We start from the raw sequence: 19180 nt of genomic DNA on the forward strand, positions 1-19180 counted from the left end.
CCAATAAGAGGGAAAGGAGTGATTGTGATGAAACAACCGGTAAAAAACAGCCCGTCAATCGATATATCTCCATTGAGCTATGAAGATGTACGGATGCAGATTAAGAGCATGCTGCCTGCGCCGATCGATTTTGATGACGATCAGAACTTGATCGAACTAGGCTTGGATTCCTTGCAAATGATGAGGATGGTCAACAAGTGGCGGCGGAGCGGAGCGGCCGTTACGTTTTCCGAGCTGATCGCCGCGCCCCGCTTGCGTGAATGGTGGACTCTATTGAACAAACAGAATAAAGCGATTCGAGCAGCGTATACGGACGCAATAGGGATGGAAGGGCAAGAGGACGTGAAGGGCCCCTTTCCGCTTACGGATGTTCAGCATGCCTACTGGGTCGGTCGACGTGACGATCAGCCACTCGGCGGCGTGGGTTGTCATGCCTATTTGGAGCTCGATGGCAAGGACGTTGAACCTGAGCGCCTGGAATCGGCCTGGGGACAATTACTGATGCATCATGCCATGCTGCGCGCAAAATTTTTGCCGGATGGACAGCAGGAAGTAATGGATGATCCATTTGCAAAAGCGCTGTTCGTGCATGACTTGCGTTCTTATCCGGAGGGCGAACTCGCCCTGGAGTTAGAGCGCATACGCGCCCGATTATCGCATCGCCGTTTGGCCGTAGAGAAGGGGCAGGTTGCCGGGCTTGAACTTAGCTTGCTGCCAGGGGGCCGTACTCGTCTACATTTTGATATCGATTTGCTTGTAGCCGACGTGCAAAGCCTGCACATCATTTTGCGAGATTTGGCTGCAGCCTATGCTCGCGGTTGCCGGCCCGCGGCGCCGATCAACTGGAAGTTTGCTGACTATGTGAAGCGAGAAGCTGAGCGCCGGGCTTCAGACAAACGAGAAGCCGCTCAATATTGGAAGGGGCGTCTGTCAACCCTGCCTGCGGCTCCCGGATTACCGTTGAAGGAGAAGCCGGAGGCGATAAAGTCACCTATATATAATAGAAGAAATTATTTCGTGACAAGGGAAAATTGGTCGCTGTTGCAGCAACGATCCGCAGCTTATCAAGTCACGCCCGCGATGGTGCTGTTAACCGCTTATGCGGAAGTCCTTGACCGATGGAGCACCCATTCGCAATTCCTCATTAATATACCCTTATTCGATCGCCACACCGAGCAAGCCGGCATTGAAGAGGTTGTCGCCGATTTTACCAACTTGCTTTTGCTCGCCGTGGAGTGCAGTTCCCGCCAATCGTTTGTGGAGCGGGTGCGAAGCGTTCAGGCGCAGTTCCATCAGGATGTGGCCCATGCGGCTTATTCCGGAGTGCAAGTTCAACGGGATCTGGCGCGTGTCCGCCAGGGAGAACGGGATTTCGCGCCTGTCGTGTTCGCTTGCAACTTAGGCACTCCGCTCGTTAATGAGGAATGCCGCCATACTCTGGGCAAGCTCTCTTATATGATCTCGCAAACTCCGCAGGTATGGCTTGATTTTCAGACCTATGAAATGGATGGCGGCCTGTTATTGGCGTGGGATGCCGTTGATCAAATGTTTCCCGCCGGTTTGATTGATAGCATGTTTACTGCCTATACCCAACTGATGGACTGGCTGGTGGCGGATAACAATGACTGGCACTCTTCGCCGGATATTGTGACTGCTTCCGATCGTCATAGGCGGGACTGGGAAGCGGAAGTGTCCCTTCCGCAACCGGCCCAATGTTTGCACGCGTCATTTTTTGATGTTGCTGCCGGGAATCCATATGGAACCGCACTTATAGACAGTCGGTCAAATACAACTTATTCATATGGAGAACTATCCCAATACGCATTGCGGGTGGCGTCCTTCCTCAAGAAAAAAGGGATTAAGGAGGGCGATCCTGTGGCCGTCACTTTGCCACGGGGAATCGAACAAATCGCTGCAGTGATTGGCATCTTGGCAATCGGGGCCTGTTATGTCCCGATCGGCATCGAACAGCCATCCGCCCGTCGTGCGCGCATTCATCACAAAGCAGACATTCGTTACGTGCTTACCGATGAGGAACAAGCTCGAACCTTGGACTGGCCCGCCGGCGTCGTCGTGCTGAATATCGCCGGAGCAGCCAACTCAACTCCGTTGGCGGAGCCCGTAGAAATATCTCCGAATCGTGTGGCCTATATCATATTCACTTCCGGTTCCACAGGAGAACCGAAAGGAGTTGAAATTAGCCACTGCGCGGCATGGAATACGATTTCAGACATCAATCGCCGCTATACAGTCAGCCGAACCGATCGGATATTAGCGGTTTCATCCCTGGATTTCGATCTTTCCGTCTATGACATATTCGGGCTGCTGAGCGCGGGAGGATCGGTTGTGCTGATTACGGAAGACACGCGGCGTGATGCCGCGCATTGGTTCAAGCTGCTCAACCAATATCAGGTCACGATATGGAATTCAGTGCCTGTGCTCCTTGATATGCTGCTGATAGCTGCGGAAAGTGAGCGGCGCAGCATGCTGCCGCTACGTCTCACGATGCTGTCCGGCGACTGGATTGGACTGGATCTGCCTGCGCGGCTGCAACGAGCGGCTGAACATGCTCGACTGGTTGCAATGGGGGGAGCGACAGAGGCTTCGATCTGGTCTAATGCTTTTGATGTTACTGTACCGTTGCCTGTAGAATGGGCGTCCATTCCGTATGGCCGTCCATTGGCCAACCAGACTTATCGGGTTGTGGACGGCAAGGGGAGGGATTGCCCCGACTGGGTAGCCGGAGAACTGTGGATTGGCGGTGCCGGTGTCGCGCAAGGATATCGGGGAGACCCTGAGCTTACCGCGGAGCGGTTTGTCAGTTGGAACGGTTCCCGCTGGTACCGAACCGGCGATCTGGGACGATATTGGCCGGATGGCAATATCGAGTTTCTGGGGCGGAAAGATTATCAGGTCAAGTTAAGAGGCCACCGCATTGAACTGGGCGAGATTGAAACGGCATTGAAGCAGTATCCGGGTGTGCGAGATGCCGTGGTCGCGACAGCGGGCGATCCGCGGGGACATAAACATCTTGTCGGCTATGTGGTTGCCGATCAGGACAGCGGGTCGTCTTGTTTTGATATCGAGAGCGCTGATCCGGAACAGATCCGCGACCTTTGGACCGCTGTGGTCGATGCGGGACGCAAGCAGGCTTGGGAGGCTATTCCCCAAGAGATCACATCAGAGGAGCTTACAGCGTTTAGGGAACATGTCGATCGCTTGAGCACTCGTTATATTTGCCGTGCTCTGACGCAAGTGGGCGCTTTTCTTCAGCCGGGAGAGCGATACACGCTTGAGACGTTGATGCAGCGTTGCGGAATTCAACACCGCTATCGTGAACTGGTCAAACAGTGGCTTGGCACTTTGGAAGGCGAAGGATGGTTGGAAAAAGACGGCACGAACGCCTACGTTAATACCCAAATGTTCCCGGCGGAGCCATCCGAAACCTTAATTGAAAACGGGGCATATTCGGCATTGGAACGACATGCGCAAGGCATTTTGCGCTATTTGCAGCAGATCGGCAACTGCAGCGCCGGCCTGTTAACGGGCAAAATCGACCCGTTGGCGCTTTTCTTTGCGGACGATCTGTCTCTGTCGCCGGATGATCTGATGCAAAGCCTGCCGGGAACAGACTACAGAAACGGCATTGCAAGAAAGATGGTAGAAGCGATCGCTCAAGGTCCTTCCAGGCCTGAACCGATACGGGTGTTGGAAATCGGAGCGAGAAACAAGGAGTTCACCGAGTCTGTGTTGGCTTTACTAGCGCCTGAAGAGACCATCTACACATGCACGGATCATTCTGCCTTCTTCATCAATGCGGCGAAACAGCAATTGAAACCTGCTTCGTTCGTTCAATATCAGCTGTTGGATGTCGGACAGCATCCACAGGCTCAGGGATATGATGCGCATCGTTATGACGTCATTATCGCGTCCAATTCCTTGCACCGCGCGCGGAATATCGGAACCGCGCTGGGGCATATTCAATCCTTGTTGGCTCCCGGAGGGTTGCTGATAGTGCTGGAGATGACGAGCAACAGCCGTCTGCAGCAAATAAGCACAGGATACCTCGAAGAAGGCTTTACTCGCTTTGAAGATGAACGACTTGCAGAACGCCTGCCGCTTCTTTCTGTGGAAACATGGGAAAAGCTGCTGCACACGCAACAATTCGCTGAAGTCGCAGCCTTCCCGGAGCATGGCGATCCAGCCAGCAGATTCGGACAGCATGTCATAGTAGCTCAAGCGCCTTGCCATATCAAACGCTTTCAACCGGAAAAGCTGTCTCGTTTTTTAAGCCGGAAGTTGCCTGAATATATGGTTCCATCTGCTTTTATTTCTTTAAACGAGCTGCCGCTTACGGCTAACGGCAAGGTGGACCGGCAAGCGCTGCCAACCCCTGATTACCTGATCAAGGCCAATTCGGAAAAAGTGTATACAGCTCCACGGACGCCGATCGAACAAACGTTGGCGGCGATATGGGGCCGCATTTTTGACATGGGGCAAGTCGGGATTAGCGACAACTATTTCGAATTGGGAGGGGACTCGTTAATCGCGACCAAGCTAAGCGCCATTGTGCGCAGTACGCTTGAGGTGGAGCTATCGCTCGGCATGATATTTGAAAGTCCGACCATCGCGGCACTGGCTGAACGCGTTCAGGCGCTTATGGAAGAGAACCCGGAAACGTCCGGATCTGATTCCGGATTGCCCCAGATCGTTCCGGATCCCGGACAGCGGCATCTTCCTTTTCCGCTGACCGATATTCAACAAGCGTATTGGGTTGGCCGCAGCGGCGTTTATGCATTGGGCAACGTATCCACCCATTGTTATTTCGAGATTGAAGGCGTTGATCTGGATCTTGAACGGATTAATAGAGCTTGGCAGCGTCTGATCGATCATCACGACATGATGAGGGCTGTCATTATGCCCGGCGGTCAACGCCAGACCATTTTGGAGCAGGTTCCTGCCTACCATATCAGCATATTGGATTTGCATGGCAAAGATCTGGAAGAGTCCGAGGTTGAACTGAAAATGGTTCGGGAAGAGATGTCACATCAGGTTCTCTCTACCGACCAATGGCCATTGTTTGATGTGCGGGCATCTTGTTATGGAGAAGATCGCGTTCGCCTTCATATTAGCTTTGACAACTTGATCTTTGATGGGTGGAGCATGTTCCACCTTCTAAGCGAATGGTCCAGGCTCTACCATGATCCAAATGCCCAACTGCGCTCCCTTGATTTATCATTCCGGGACTATGTGTTGGCGCTGGAACTCCTCAAACAATCGGATGCCTATCGACATGACGAGGAATATTGGTTTGACCGTTTGCCCGACTTGCCGCCGGCTCCCGATCTGCCTCTGGCTCAACATCCAGACTCGCTTTCCGAGCAGCGGTTCAGCCGTTTGGATGCCAAGTTGGATCGCCATACCTGGGAGCAACTCAAGCGGCGGTCGGCGGAAGCGGGACTCACTCCTTCCGGAATATTGTTGACGGCGTATGCCGAAGTTCTCGGCGTATGGAGCAAGCGTCCTCGCTTTACGATCAACCTGACCCAATTCAATCGGCTGCCGTTGCACTCGCAAGTTCATGATATTGTAGGTGATTTTACGTCGTTGACCTTGCTGGCCGTGGATCAAACGTCAGGCAAGACATTTTTGGAACGGGGCCGGAATTTGCAGCAGCAGCTGTGGCGGGATTTGGATCACCCTTATGTGGGCGGGGTGCAAATCCAGCGCGAATTAGCGAAACAAAGCGGGAAGCATCACGGGGTGGCGATGCCGGTTGTGTTCACGAGCGCTCTGGGCGTCGACCAGTGGGGCGGAGACGATTCCGGCGGAAAGTGGCTGGGCAAACTCGTCTACAACATTACGCAAACGCCGCAAGTATGGCTGGATCATCAGGTGGTCGAGCAAGATGGGGAGCTGCTCTTGATTTGGGATGCGGTAGAAGGACTATTCCCGGAAGGTCTCCTTGCCGATATGTTTGCAGCCTACCGTCATCTTCTGCAGCGTCTGGCCGAGGAAGACACGGCGTGGCGGGAAGCGGCGCCGAGCCTCGTATCCGTTCCCCGGCTTGAAGCAAGAATCGAGGCCAACCATACGGATGCGCCCGTATCTTCGGATACGCTCACCCGTTTATTTGATAAACAGGCTTCCCTGCATCCGGCTCGGCCGGCAGTCATTGCTTCCGGCCGCACATTGACCTATGAGGAGCTGTCTTGCCTTGCCGCAGAGGTGGGGCATCTCTTGCGGACCAAGGGGGCGCAGCCCAATACACTGGTCGCAGTCGTTATGGAGAAAGGCTGGGAGCAGGTTGCGGCAGTGCTCGGGATTCTGAAGTCCGGAGCCGCTTATCTGCCGGTAGATCCGGATCATCCCGAGGAGAGGCGTTGGCAGCTTCTGCGGGATGGCCGTATCAATATCGTTCTCACCCAGTCCTGGCTGGAAGAGAGATTGAATTGGCCCGGGGGCATCGAGCGATTGGCTGTAGATCGGATGACGTCAAGGGATAAGGCAAGCTACCCGCTGGAGCCCGCAGAGCAGCCGGAGGATTTGGCCTACGTCATTTATACCTCGGGGTCGACGGGTTCGCCCAAGGGGGTCATGATCGACCATCGGGGCGCAGTCAACACCATTCTGGATGTGAACAATCGTTTTTCCGTGGGGCCGGAAGACCGGATATTGGCGCTCTCCAACTTGAATTTCGATCTTTCGGTGTATGACATGTTCGGCATGTTTGCGGCCGGAGGAACGGTGATCGTGCCTGAAGCGGACAAAGCGAGAGATCCCGCCCGTTGGCTTGAACTGATGGAGCAAGAGCAAATCACGGTGTGGAATACGGTTCCGGCCTTCATGCAGATGCTGTTGGAGCATGCCTCCAGCAGAGAGATCGTGATGCCGCAATCCCTTCGCCTGGTTTTGTTAAGCGGCGATTGGATCCCTGTGGATCTGCCGGACAAGATTAAGGCTCATGTTCATGGCGTCCAGGTGATCGGTTTGGGAGGGGCTACGGAGGCTTCGATCTGGTCCAACCTCTATCCGATTCAGGAAGCCGATCCGGGCTGGAAAAGCATTCCTTACGGCCGTCCGATGGCCAACCAGCGCTACTATGCGCTTAACGAATGGATGGAGGATTGCCCGGTCTGGGTGCCGGGTCAGCTTTATATCGGCGGGATTGGTCTTGCCAAGGGCTACTGGAATGATGAGGCCAAGACCAGGGAGAGGTTTATCCATCATCCCCGCACAGGCGAACGTCTTTATTGCACAGGTGACTTGGGACGTTATTTGCCGGATGGCAGCATAGAGTTCCTGGGACGGGAAGACTCTCAGGTGAAAATCAGGGGACATCGCATGGAGCTGGGCGAGATCGAAACTGCGCTGAAGCGGCATGACGGGGTTAAGGAAGCCATAGTTGCCATATCTGGCCAATCGGCCGGGGATAAGCGCTTGGTCGGTTATGTGGTGCTTGACCATGACAAGGGATCGGAGCTGCTCGACACCAAGCGCGCAGATCCTGCCGTCTGCGCATCAAGGCGGCAGGCAATCAAGCGTGCCGGACAACTGCAAGGCTCGCAAATTCCGGCTTCCATCGATGTGGAGGCGGTCTCTCTTTTCATGGAGGATGCAGATCGTTTAAGTATGGCGTACATTCGTCGCACTTTGCATGACATGGGCATTTTTTCACGTGCAGGAGAGCAATATTCCATCGATGAGCTGATGCGCCGCTTTCAGATCCGCCCCCGCTACCGGACGCTCGTACTCCACTGGCTGAATATGCTGATGGAGGAGGGACTGTTGGAAAAAAACGAAGCCGGGATTTATCGGAATCACCGTTCTTTACATGAAGAACTGCCTGATTACATCCCGGAGAGCGGACAAAAAGAATCTCCGCTCTTATCGAAAGAGGCAGCGGCGCTCGACACCTTTTTCCGGCGCGAAAGCTCATCATTTACGGGTCTGCTTACAGGCGAGATCGATCCGCTTGAGCTTTTCCTGACGAATGATTCCTCTATGACACCGGAAGGCTTGAGCCAGTTCAACCTTGCGCGGGAGTATGACATCAACCTTGCGCGGGAGGTCTTCAGCGCCATTATAAATGGTTATCCGCACGATCAAGAGGTGCGGGTGCTGGAAATCGGAACGAGGGCGGGAAGCCTGACGGATACCCTTGTGTCTCTTTTGCCTGCAGATAGGGGCCGGTACCTGTATGCCGATGAGTCCTCGTTCTTCATAGACAGGGCAAAAGAGAAATGGGGGGAAGCGGCGCCACTTGAATACGGCTTGTTCGATATGAACAAACCGCCGCTCCGGCAGGGATATGAGCTCCATCAATTCGATGTGATTGTGGCGGATAATACGCTGCATCGCACCCGAAATATGGGGACGACACTGCAATATTTAAAGCAGATGCTGGCGCCCGGAGGATTTCTGTTCTTGATTGAAGCAACACGCAACAGCCGCTTCATGCTGGCGACCGTCGCGTTTTTCGAGGATGGATTCAGCCATCTTGAGGACGAGCGGAACACGGACCATCTTCCTTTAATCGCAGCGGAAAAATGGCGCGAGGTGTTAGATAAACAGGGATTCTCAAACGCGATGGCGTTCCCGGAAAGCGGACACGCCGCAGAGCAATTCGGCCGGCACTTGATCGTAGCGCAGGCGCCTGAAGCGGTCAGGGAATTCCAGCCGGAACATTTGTCCGCCGCCATGCGGCGCAAGCTGCCTGATTACATGGTGCCGACCGCGTACGTGCTGCTGGATGACCTGCCTCTGTCCGCCAACGGGAAAATAGACCGAAAAGCGCTAGCGGAACTTGGCAGGGAAAAAGAGATCGTGCCTAAAAAAACGCACGTCGCCCCTTCCACGGAGACGGAAATGAAAATAGCGAGTGTGTGGGAAGAGATATTCAATTGTAATCAGATAGGAATTTACGACAGCTTTTTTGCATTGGGAGGGGATTCGTTACGCGCCATTCAATGCATCAATCTTCTAAAAGAGCGATACCGGATCGATGTGACTTTGCATCATCTGTTCGAGGCTCCGAATATTCATCTGCTTGCCCGGTTCATCGAGGCGGGCGCTTCGGCCATGGAAGCAGCGGCCGGGGATTATGATGAAGGAACCATATGACTATCTTGTTCGGCCAAGTTGTGCGTGCAGACACCTTGCAATGACAAAAAAATGCGAGTCTTGAAGCCTCGCCGTCTTCAAGGAGAATGCACAAGGTATTGAGATGTCCTGAAAGAAGATCGTCCTTGTCTTCTCTTTGGAGGCGAGCGAAGCAAGCAGATGAAGAAGGAGGACAACATTGGATAAGAAAACGATTGGCATCCTCGGAGCCACCGGATATGTAGGCAGAGGAGCGGTTCGGGCGATGCTCGCTTTCACGGAATACCGTATTCTGATCGGCGGCCGGAACGAGGAACGGGTCCGCCATCTTTTTCCGATGATGGAACAAAAAATCGGCTGCTTGCAAGTGGATGTGCACAACAGGGATCAGCTTCACCGCTTTTGCGGCAAGTGCGATATCGTCATCAATTGTGCAGGACCTTCTAAGCAGATTGCAGATACGGTTGCGGCTGCATGTATAGAACAGGGAGTTCATTACGTAGATGTTTCGGGAGATGAGCATCTCTATGAGCAATTGATGAAGAGAAAACAGGAAATAGAAGAGAAGGAACTGTCAATAGTCATCTCTGCCGGGGTATACCCTGGTTTATCCGAAATCTTCCCGGCTTACGTCGCTGAAACCTATTTTGATGATATCGATGCGCTCGAACTCTTTTTTGCGGGCCAAGGCGGATTTTCCTTAAATGCGGCCTACGACATTGTATGCAGTATAGAAGAAGATACCGGGTTGGGAATGACCTATTGCAAACATGGCGAAGCCCAAAAAATGGACGGCCCGTTTCATAGAAACTACTCACTGCCTTTCCCTGCGGGCAAACGTGATACGTATCCGGTTCTAAACCGGGAATTCCAACAAATGGCCAGACAAAATAAAATGAAATCTGCTTACTTTTATAACACTTATCCAAACCATTCGGTACTAAACCAATTTGTGATGATTAAGGCTTTGGAACAATATAAAACCGAAGAACAGAAAAGAGCGTCCGCCAAGGCACTGACAGAACAATTCGAAGCAAACAATAAAGAAGCGAATGCTTTCACCATGTTTCATCTGATCGCAAGCGGCAGCAAACACGGCAAACCGTTGAGGCTGGTTGCAAATCTGCTGTCTCAAAACGATTGGAATACATTATCCGGTATTCTGGCAGCCCATGCCGCCAAATCGATTATGGAAGAAGACGAAAAAAAATCCGGCTGTTTCTTTGTGGCTGAAGCCGTGCAAGCTGCAAAATTGATCGGTGAATTGTCTGAGCGCCATATTGTCATCGAACATACATTTACGGAATTCAAGCAGGGGTGAAATATGAAAAGGAATAATAGATTGCGAACCGTGGTATGCGGCTCCAGATTCGGACAGTTCTACCTTGAAGCCTTGCAAGCACTGCCGGAACAGTTTGAATTGGCCGGTTTGTTGGCAAAAGGCAGCGAGCGCTCCCAAAAATGCGCAGACCGTTACGGAATTCCTCTGTATACAGAGGCCGAGCAGCTTCCCGATGACATTGACCTGGCCTGCGTCGTACTGCGGTCCGGAGTCATGGGCGGCAGCGGTACCGAGGTATCGCTCCAACTCCTCGCACGCGGGATTCACGTTGTGCAAGAGCAACCGGTTCATCATAAGGATTTGGCCGCATGCCTAAGAGCGGCGCGGCAACACGGGGCGCATTTTCAGATCGGCGATCTGTATGTGCATTTGCCCGCCGTGCGCCGATTCATTGCTTGCGCCCGCGCAATGCTGGAACAGCAACGAGCGCTTTACCTGGATGCCGCCTGTGCCACTCAAGTTTCCTTCCCGATGATGCATATTCTGCTGGAAGCATTGCCGGCCATTCGTCCATGGAAGATGAACCATATGATGAAGGATGAAGGGCCCTTTCAAGTGTTAACCGGATTGCTGGGACAGATTCCGATTACAGTAAGAGCCCATAATGAAGTCGATCCGCAAGATCCGGACAACTACCTCCACTTGCTGCATCACATCACGATTGGTGTGGAAGGCGGAAGTTTATCGCTTGTGGATACCCATGGTCCTGTCGTTTGGCATCCTCGCCTGCACGTTCCGGATTATGACAACATTCCCGGCGAGCTGTCAACCGAGCCGCCAGCGCATTTACTTGCCTATAGCACCCAAATACTCGGGCCGTCGGCTCCCATAAGCTATAAGGAGATCCTCTTGCGACAGTGGCCGCAGGCCATCGGTCGAGATCTATTGGCGATGAGAAACATGATTCTGGGAAATGAGGCTGCGGATACAAGAGCGCAGCAGGAGCTTCTGTGTTCCCGCCAATGGCACGAGTTGACCCATGCATTGGGCTATCCGGTCTTGCGATCGAATCGCAGTCATCAGCCGCTATCGGTAGATAGATTAATAGAAGCAGCTTCAACCATAGTTGAAGACGTGGTGGAGCGCTCTGAGCCGGCTTTTTCTGCCAATACGGAAAGCGATGTTTTTACTTGCACAGCCTCTGCCGAGGGTGAGATTCAAGATATGGATGCCGGGCAAGTGAGAGAGTGTATAGAGCGACTGGATGAAGCGGCTCTGGCTTCCATGCTGTTTGCTCTGCAATCACAGGGTGCGCTGACAGCGACGGAACATGAATACAGCGAGGCTGAACTTTTCTCTGTCTTGAAGGTCGCGCCTCGCCATCGGCACGTAATTGGCCGTTGGCTGCAGATCCTGACAGAACGCGGGTATCTCAAACAACACGAGGGTTATTTTCAATGCACAGATCCAGTTACGCTAGACAGAGTAAGCCGAAGTTGGGACTTAGCGAAGAAGGCATGGAATGGCAAGCTGGGTTCTCCTGTCATTATCGACTATCTCATGAGCAATGCGGAGCAGCTCCCACAGCTCATGAGCGGCGCGCAGCAAGCTGCGCTGTTATTATTTCCCGAGGGCCGCATGGATGTCGCCCATGCCCTGTATCGCGATACGAAAATGGCGCGGTACCTGAACAAGTCCGTGGCGGAAGCCGTAATCCGCATTGCCGCCGGCAAACGAGCTGCATCTAACGGCCCATCGAAAGACTCCTTGCGCATTGTGGAGATTGGCGCAGGTACTGGGGCAACTACCGCTGCAGTCGTTCAGCGGTTGCAAACTTTAGTATCGGAAGGGCTTCGGCCGGAATATTTGTTTACCGATATATCTCATTTTTTCCTTGCGGCGGCTCGCGAACGCTTCAAAGATTGCCCGTGGATGCATTTTCAAATTATCGATATGGATCAGGGCCTTATGGGGCAGGGGCTGACACCGGAAAGCGCAGATATCGTCATTGCGGCGGGTATGCTTAACAATGCGCGCGACACGGATAAAGTGATACAAGGTCTTATGCAAAGTCTCGTCCCCGGGGGATGGATGCTAATAACAGAACCCATACGGGAATTTACGGAAATGTTAATTTCACAAGCTTTTATGATGACTCGTCCCGAGGACGACAGGCAGCGCAGCAACACAACCTTCATGTCCGTCAAACAATGGCTGGATGTATTCTATCAGGCAGGCGCCCGGGAGGTCGCGGCATTGCCGGATGAACAACATCCGCTCGCTCCTCTGGGACAAAAACTATTTGTAGTGAGGAAGGGAACAGATGCTGAAATGCAGCCACATTTTGTGTAGGGTAAACAATATTGCCCATGCTGTCCGAGATTACGAGGCGCTTGGATTTTCGATGCAGTGGGGCAGTGCTCCGGAGAGGGCGCACAATGCCTTATTGTGGTTCGAGGAAGGACCGTTTATTGAATTCTTTCAAATTCCTAAACGATTAACGTATCTCATTCCGCCGCTAGGTTTGATTTACGGGCAGGTTGCAAGAAAACGTTGGACTCACTGGGCCAAGTCTGCTGAAGGCTGGTGTGATGTTGCGCTGGAACCGGCAGATCGTGAGAGGGAGAGGACCCAAGAGGACGGAATAGACGATGGCCGGGACTTGACCGCGATCAAGTCGGCTATCGCCCAGGCGGGAGTTTCCACGTCCCGTGTCATTCACGGCAAGAGAACACGCCCGGATGGATTACAAGTGAAATATAGTCTTTTTGCAACGGAGCCGATTGGCTTGCCGTTTGTCGTGTCTGCTTACGACCCTCCCCAGCGCCCTGAAAAGATAGAACATCCGAATGGAGCGACCGGAGTGGAGTGGGTCAGAATGGAAGTGGCTGAACACCATCTCCGTTCCTTTCAGGCCCTGTCCGCAGGAGACAAGTGGCTGAAAACGGAGTCTGCGTCACAAACAAGAGTGCTCGAAGTATGTCTTGCCGGCCTGAACAAAAATCTGGATGCAAAATTGCTGCACGGCGCTGCATTTACGACTACATCAAGCTCAAGAAAAACAGGAGTGTGAAGATATGTCCCAAAATCTTACTATCAATAGTTCCGAGCTGCTAAGGCGGCTCCGAAGAGAAGGAATGTTTCTATGGGAGGAGAATGGGAGCCTGCGTTACAGGGCGCCCAGTGGAACGCTTAAAGACAATGATTTACAGGCTCTCAGAGATCACAAAATGGCTCTCCTGGATATATTGCGGGCAGAAGCCAAACCGGTCACCGTCACCCCTGATCCGGAGTCTCGATTTGAACCTTTCCCGCTTACTGATGTGCAGTCCGCTTATTTGTTGGGGCGCCGTGAGTCATTTGGTTATGGGGGCGTAGCTTGCCACATTTACATGGAACTCAACTATCCCGAGCTTGACCCCAAACGGACAGAATCCGTCTGGAAGCAACTGATCTCGCGCCACGATATGCTGCGGGCGATTGTGGATCACAACGGACACCAGCAAGTCATGAAGAGCGTGCCGCACATGGAAGTGGCTTATACCGACACAAGCGGTTGGGAAGAGCAAAAGGCGGAAGCGAAGCTTGATGAGATTCGGGAAGATATGGGGCATCGCATTTACGAAACGAATCGTTGGCCTTTATTTGATATTGCAGTCACCAAAGCGCGCGATCATGCTATCCTTCATCTTTCCATGGAATTTCTCATTGCCGATTGGGCGAGCATTTGGCTGCTTTTATCGGAATTTGAGACGCTTTACAAGGAACCGGAGCGGCCATTGCCTGATATTAGCCTCCGTTTCCGCGATTATCTGCTGGCCGAACGCAGCTTGCGGGAAAGCACGGCTTATGATGCTGATAAAGATTATTGGCTCCAACGGGCCGATACGTTGCCGCCAGCGCCGGATCTGCCCCTGGCCAGACAACAGCATAACCCCGGCACGGCACGCTTCCGGCGCCGCTTTCTTCGACTGGACCCACTTGCCTGGGAGGGGCTTAAACAACAAGCCCAAAAACGAGGGTTGACACCAACCGCTGTCGTGATGACGGCTTATGCCGCCGTTATCGAGAGATGGAGCCGGAATAAACAGTTTTGTCTCAATCTGACGTTGCTGAATCGGCTGCCGCTGCATGCCCAGGTCCATGATATTGTCGGTGATTTCACGTCCGTTAACTTGCTCGCTGTAGATGGGGGAGTCGGGCAAGCCTTTCATGAACGCGCCAGGACTTTGCAAAAACAGTTGTTTGAAGATTTGGACCATCGCCTGTATTCCGGCGTGGAAGTGCTGCGTGAAGTTGCGCGCAGGCGGGGACGGGAAGCCGCTTTAATGCCAGTGGTGTTTACAAGCGCAATCGGTCTGGTTGAGCCGGCTCAAGGCAACCCGCTAATAGGCACAATCGGGGGCTACGGAATCAGCCAGACGCCGCAGGTGTTCATCGATTGTCAGGCCATGGACAGCTTGGACGGGCTCCAGGTCAATTGGGATGTGCGCGAAGGCATCTTCCCTGAAGGGATGATTGACGATATGTTTGCTGCCTTTGAGCAATTGCTGCGTTCATTGGCCCAGTCGAATCCAATCTGGGACACGGGCGAAGCCGTGCCATTGCCTGCCTGGCAGTTAACGGAACGACATCACTCCAACGCCGCAACAGCACCCGTGCCGAATCAACCCTTGCATGAGCGGGTGCTGGCACAGGCAATGGCAACTCCGGATCTCCCTGCCGTCATTGACGGCGAAGGACAAGTCACTTACGGAGAGCTAGTCAAACGGGCCGCAGCAGTGGCTGAAAAATTACGAGCGCTGGGTTGCGCAGCCCAAGACCGGGTGGCCGTCGTTATGGATAAATGCGCGCATCAAGTGGCCGCAGTATTGGGAGCATTGTCGGCTGGAGCGGTCTACCTTCCCATTGATACGAAGCAACCGGAATTGCGGCGCTTGGCGATGCTGGAGCAAGCAGATGTCCGCTTTGTTTTGACGTGTTCGACAACTCCGCTCGAATGGCCGGGCCGATTCGTAACCATTGCAGTGGATCAATTAGAGCCCGCGACGAACAATATGCTTGCATCGGGTGGGGATCCGGACGTGCCTGCTTACATCATTTACACCTCAGGTTCCACCGGACAGCCTAAGGGAGTTGTCATCAGCCACCGTGCAGCTGCCAACACCATTGCCGATCTGAACCGCCGCTTCAACATCAACCAAGGCGACAGGGTGCTGGGGCTTGCGCAACTGAGCTTTGATCTGTCCGTCTACGATATGTTTGGCCCCCTATCGGCGGGTGGCGCTTTAGTGTATCCACGTGCCGATCGGCTCACCGATCCGTCTCACTGGGCTGAGCTAATAAGCAAACATGAAGTTACCGTGTGGAATTCTGTGCCGGCCTTGATGCAAATGCTGATCGCATATGTAAACTCCGAGCCAAATATAACCTTGCCCAAATTGCGTTTGGCCCTGCTTTCCGGAGACTGGATTCCGCTGACTTTGCCTGATATGATTGCCAAGCGGTTGCCCGCTTTGCAGGTCGTCTGTCTGGGCGGAGCCACCGAAGCATCCATCTGGTCGATTTACCACATCTATCAAGGTCTTGAGGCGGATTGGCACAGCATTCCTTACGGGCGTCCGCTCGCCAACCAAGGATTCCGGGTGCTGGACTCCCGGATGCGTGATTGTCCGGTATGGGTATCCGGGGAGTTGTATATTTCCGGGCATGGTTTATCCGACGGTTATTTGGCCGATCAAGCAACGACTCGTGAGCGGTTTGTGTTGCACCCGGCGGACGGGCAGCGCCTGTACCGCACCGGTGACTTGGGCCGGTACACTCCCGGCGGCGAAATTGAGTTTCTTGGCCGCGAAGATCATCAGGTTAAAATCAAGGGGCACCGGATCGAACTCGGAGAAATTGAATCGACCCTGCTCCAGCACCCTGCCGTTGCCGCAGCCGGAGTGGTGGTCGACGGTGCGGGCGATGATAGAGCGCTGCTGGCTGCCGTGGAAACAGCCCGCAAGAAAAAGCGGAATATAGATGAAGAAACATTTGAATTTGACAGCCTGGTTAACGGCATCGATGAACAGGCATGTGAAGCGTCTGATGAGATCGGCAGGGCGGAGATCGAGTCGGCGACTGCGGCCCTCGATCAAGCGGTTCTCAACTCGATGTTGGTTGCGCTGCAGAAGTTAGGGCTGTTCGCCAATGGCGGAACCTGTTCCATGGAAGATATTCTGCAACGCGGCGGAATCGTTCCTCGCTTCCATTGGTTAGTTCGGCGATGGATCGCAAGGCTAACGGAGGCAGGGCTGCTGGCGGAACATCCCGCTCAACATTTTAGCTGTCCTCGGCAACCGGACGGGACCCAATTAAACGAGTATTGGAAACTGGCGGAGGCATTCTGGACGAAAAAGCTTGGTTCATCGGGATTTACTACTTACGTGCGCAGCAATGCCGAACAATTGTCAGAACTGCTGAGCGGACAGCAGGATGCCGTGTCCCTGCTGTTCCCGGAGGGCAAGCTCGACCATGTCCGAGCCTTGTACGTCGATCATCTCATGGCCAACTATCTCAATCATTGCATTTGCACACTCTTGACACGTATTGCCAAGACTCATCCAGGCCAAACGCTGCGGATTTTAGAGGTGGGTGCGGGCACGGGGGCAACGACGGAAAAAGTGCTGCAATCCCTGAACGGCTTTGAAGTGGAGTATGTTTTTACAGATGCTACTCCCTTTTTTATCCCAGGTGCCAAATCCCGGTTCACGCAATTCCCGGGGGTTCGCTTCGGTATTTTTGATGTCGATCAGGACTATCGAGCGCAGGGGCTGGCCCCGAACAGCTTTGATGTCGTGCTGGCCGCCGGTGTACTGGAAAATGCCCGGGACATTCCGTCAAGCCTGAACAGGTTAACCGAACTCATCAGTCCCGGAGGGTGGCTCGTATTTACGGAACCGACAGAGGAACACTTATGGATACTGGCTTCGCAGGCGTTTATGATGACGGAACCGGGTGACCGCTTGCGAGAAGATACTTCCTACTTGGACCGGGGGGAATGGATACGGCTACTAAAAGAATACGGGGATGAGCCGGTACTATCTCTGCCTGCGGAGGAGCACAACCTTTCCGCTCTCGGCTTTCACCTGTTTGCCAAGCGCTTGAAACAGGACCGGCTGCCGGTAAGCGTGTCAGAGTTGGAACGCTTTCTCTCATCCCGTCTCCCCGCACATATGCTTCCTTCGCACCTGCAGGTTGCCGATGCGCTGCCGCTGACGGGAAATGGCAAGATCGATCGGCGCGAGTTGGCCACATGGCGGCCTAGACCGGCCATAGACCATTCCAACATGGAATCGGATGAGGGAAGTGCAGACACGCTGGAGGCGCAGCTTGCCCAGTTATGGGCCGAAGCATTGGGGATCCCCGGTATAGGAAGGTTGCAAAGCTTCTACGAACATGGCGCCGATTCGCTCATTATGGCGCAGGTGGCAGGGAAGCTGCGCGACCAATTGGCTGCAGATCCCTCGCAAGGAGATATTCCCTATGATGCATTGCTCAGGCAAATGCTCAACTATCCTACTGTCGCTGCATTGGCGGAATTTATGCGTTCTCACCTTCAAGAGCCAGAACGCACGGCTGACGGCCCTTTGCCAGATTTGCAAGGGAACTCGTCATCCTCAAGCAATGCCGTGCTCACTCCTTACGGAGGAGGGGAGACGGGACCGCTTCGAGTGGTGTTCCACGCCGGCCTCGGGACAATGAACTGTTTCCGTTTGCTCTTGGAGCGTATGAAAGAGCAGAACTTAGGGCCTGTCGTTGGAATTACAGTAGCGGACATGGAGAAGTATTGCGAGGTTGAACCTTCCGAACTTATCGAGCGGCTTGCAGATGATTATGCCGGGCGCCTATTGGACAGCGGCCACAAGCAAATGCAGCTTATCGGTTATTGCTTAGGCGGATTGATTGCGCTTGAAGTTGCAAGGCGGCTGGTTGAGAAGGGGATACATTTATTAGACCTGGTGTTGGTTGACAGTCACCCGGTGCTGTTTGATATTGACGATGATCTCGTCATTGAGACCTTGTTTGTTCCCAATCTGAATATTACCCTTGAACAAGCAGGGTTTGGCGATGCCAATTCCGATGATTTGGCACGGGGGCTGTTACATCTCTTCGAAAGCAACAACCATAGCGTGCCGCAAGGATCTTCATGCGCCATCGGTGGGGATGAAGGGCTGGAAAGAGTGGGCGGCCTATTCCGCACAATGGCAGCCCTGCATATGAAAGATCGCTTTGCGGCTTATGTCCATGCCATTGCAGCAGCTTCCGGTGGTCAAATGCCGGCCGAGATGGCAGAGGGGCTATTTAAGGTATATCGCCAAAGCTTTAAAGCTGCCCGCTTCACACCTCCCCCTTATATGGGAGATATCCGGTTCTTGCTGGCAGATGAGCCCTTTAGTTTTTTACCCGGCACTGATGAAATGACTCTTGAGTTCTGGAGGGAAGTCTGTCTTGGCGAATTCGAAGTGACCGGAATTGAGGGGAATCACTTTAGCTGTATCGAAGAAGAAGCACATGCAATCAAGCTTGCCGAGTTGATATCGGCGCCGCTCATCAAGAAATGAACGCGTTCCCGAGGATTGGATCGGGGATTTAAAGTTAAAGTGGAGGCCACTCCCATAATTCCATTTGGGGTTTGAACTACTCGGGAAGAACTCGATTTGAATCGTCAAGGGAAGTTGCAGCAAAGGTTGAATTTATTTATAATGATCAGTAAAAGGGAGGTGGCAGGAGATGGCAATTCACTTTGCCGGA

Annotated in this window: 5 protein-coding genes; all 5 read left to right on the forward strand. The window is 53.4% G+C overall.

Translation table 11 applies throughout. The features are described 5' to 3' along the window. Positions 1-27: 27 nt before the first annotated feature. The 5 genes from JSQ80_RS25230 (at position 28) to JSQ80_RS25250 (ending at position 18990) form a co-directional block, all read left to right on the forward strand. Positions 28-9123: a non-ribosomal peptide synthetase gene (locus JSQ80_RS25230; protein WP_206097210.1), complete on the forward strand. Its 9096-nt coding sequence runs from the start codon at positions 28-30 to the stop codon at positions 9121-9123. A gap of 178 nt (positions 9124-9301) precedes the next feature. After that, on the forward strand, positions 9302-10423 hold the full coding sequence (locus JSQ80_RS25235; RefSeq protein WP_206097213.1) for a saccharopine dehydrogenase family protein: 1122 nt from the start codon (positions 9302-9304) through the stop codon (positions 10421-10423). A 3-nt stretch (positions 10424-10426) separates the two neighbouring features. Beyond that, positions 10427-12736 carry a bifunctional Gfo/Idh/MocA family oxidoreductase/class I SAM-dependent methyltransferase gene (locus JSQ80_RS25240; RefSeq protein ID WP_206097215.1) on the forward strand — a complete coding sequence of 770 codons (2310 nt, stop codon included), beginning with the start codon at positions 10427-10429 and terminating at the stop codon, positions 12734-12736. Continuing rightward, a complete protein-coding gene (locus JSQ80_RS25245) occupies positions 12708-13457 on the forward strand; it encodes a VOC family protein (RefSeq protein ID WP_206097217.1) in 750 nt (249 codons plus the stop codon). Before JSQ80_RS25240 ends, JSQ80_RS25245 begins: the two co-directional genes overlap by 29 nt. A gap of 4 nt (positions 13458-13461) precedes the next feature. Next, on the forward strand, positions 13462-18990 hold the full coding sequence (locus JSQ80_RS25250; protein WP_206097222.1) for a non-ribosomal peptide synthetase: 5529 nt from the start codon (positions 13462-13464) through the stop codon (positions 18988-18990). The last annotated feature ends 190 nt before the right edge of the window (positions 18991-19180 follow it).

It is taken from the genome of Paenibacillus apiarius (assembly GCF_017052585.1).
GTDB lineage: Bacteria > Bacillota > Bacilli > Paenibacillales > Paenibacillaceae > Paenibacillus_B > Paenibacillus_B apiarius.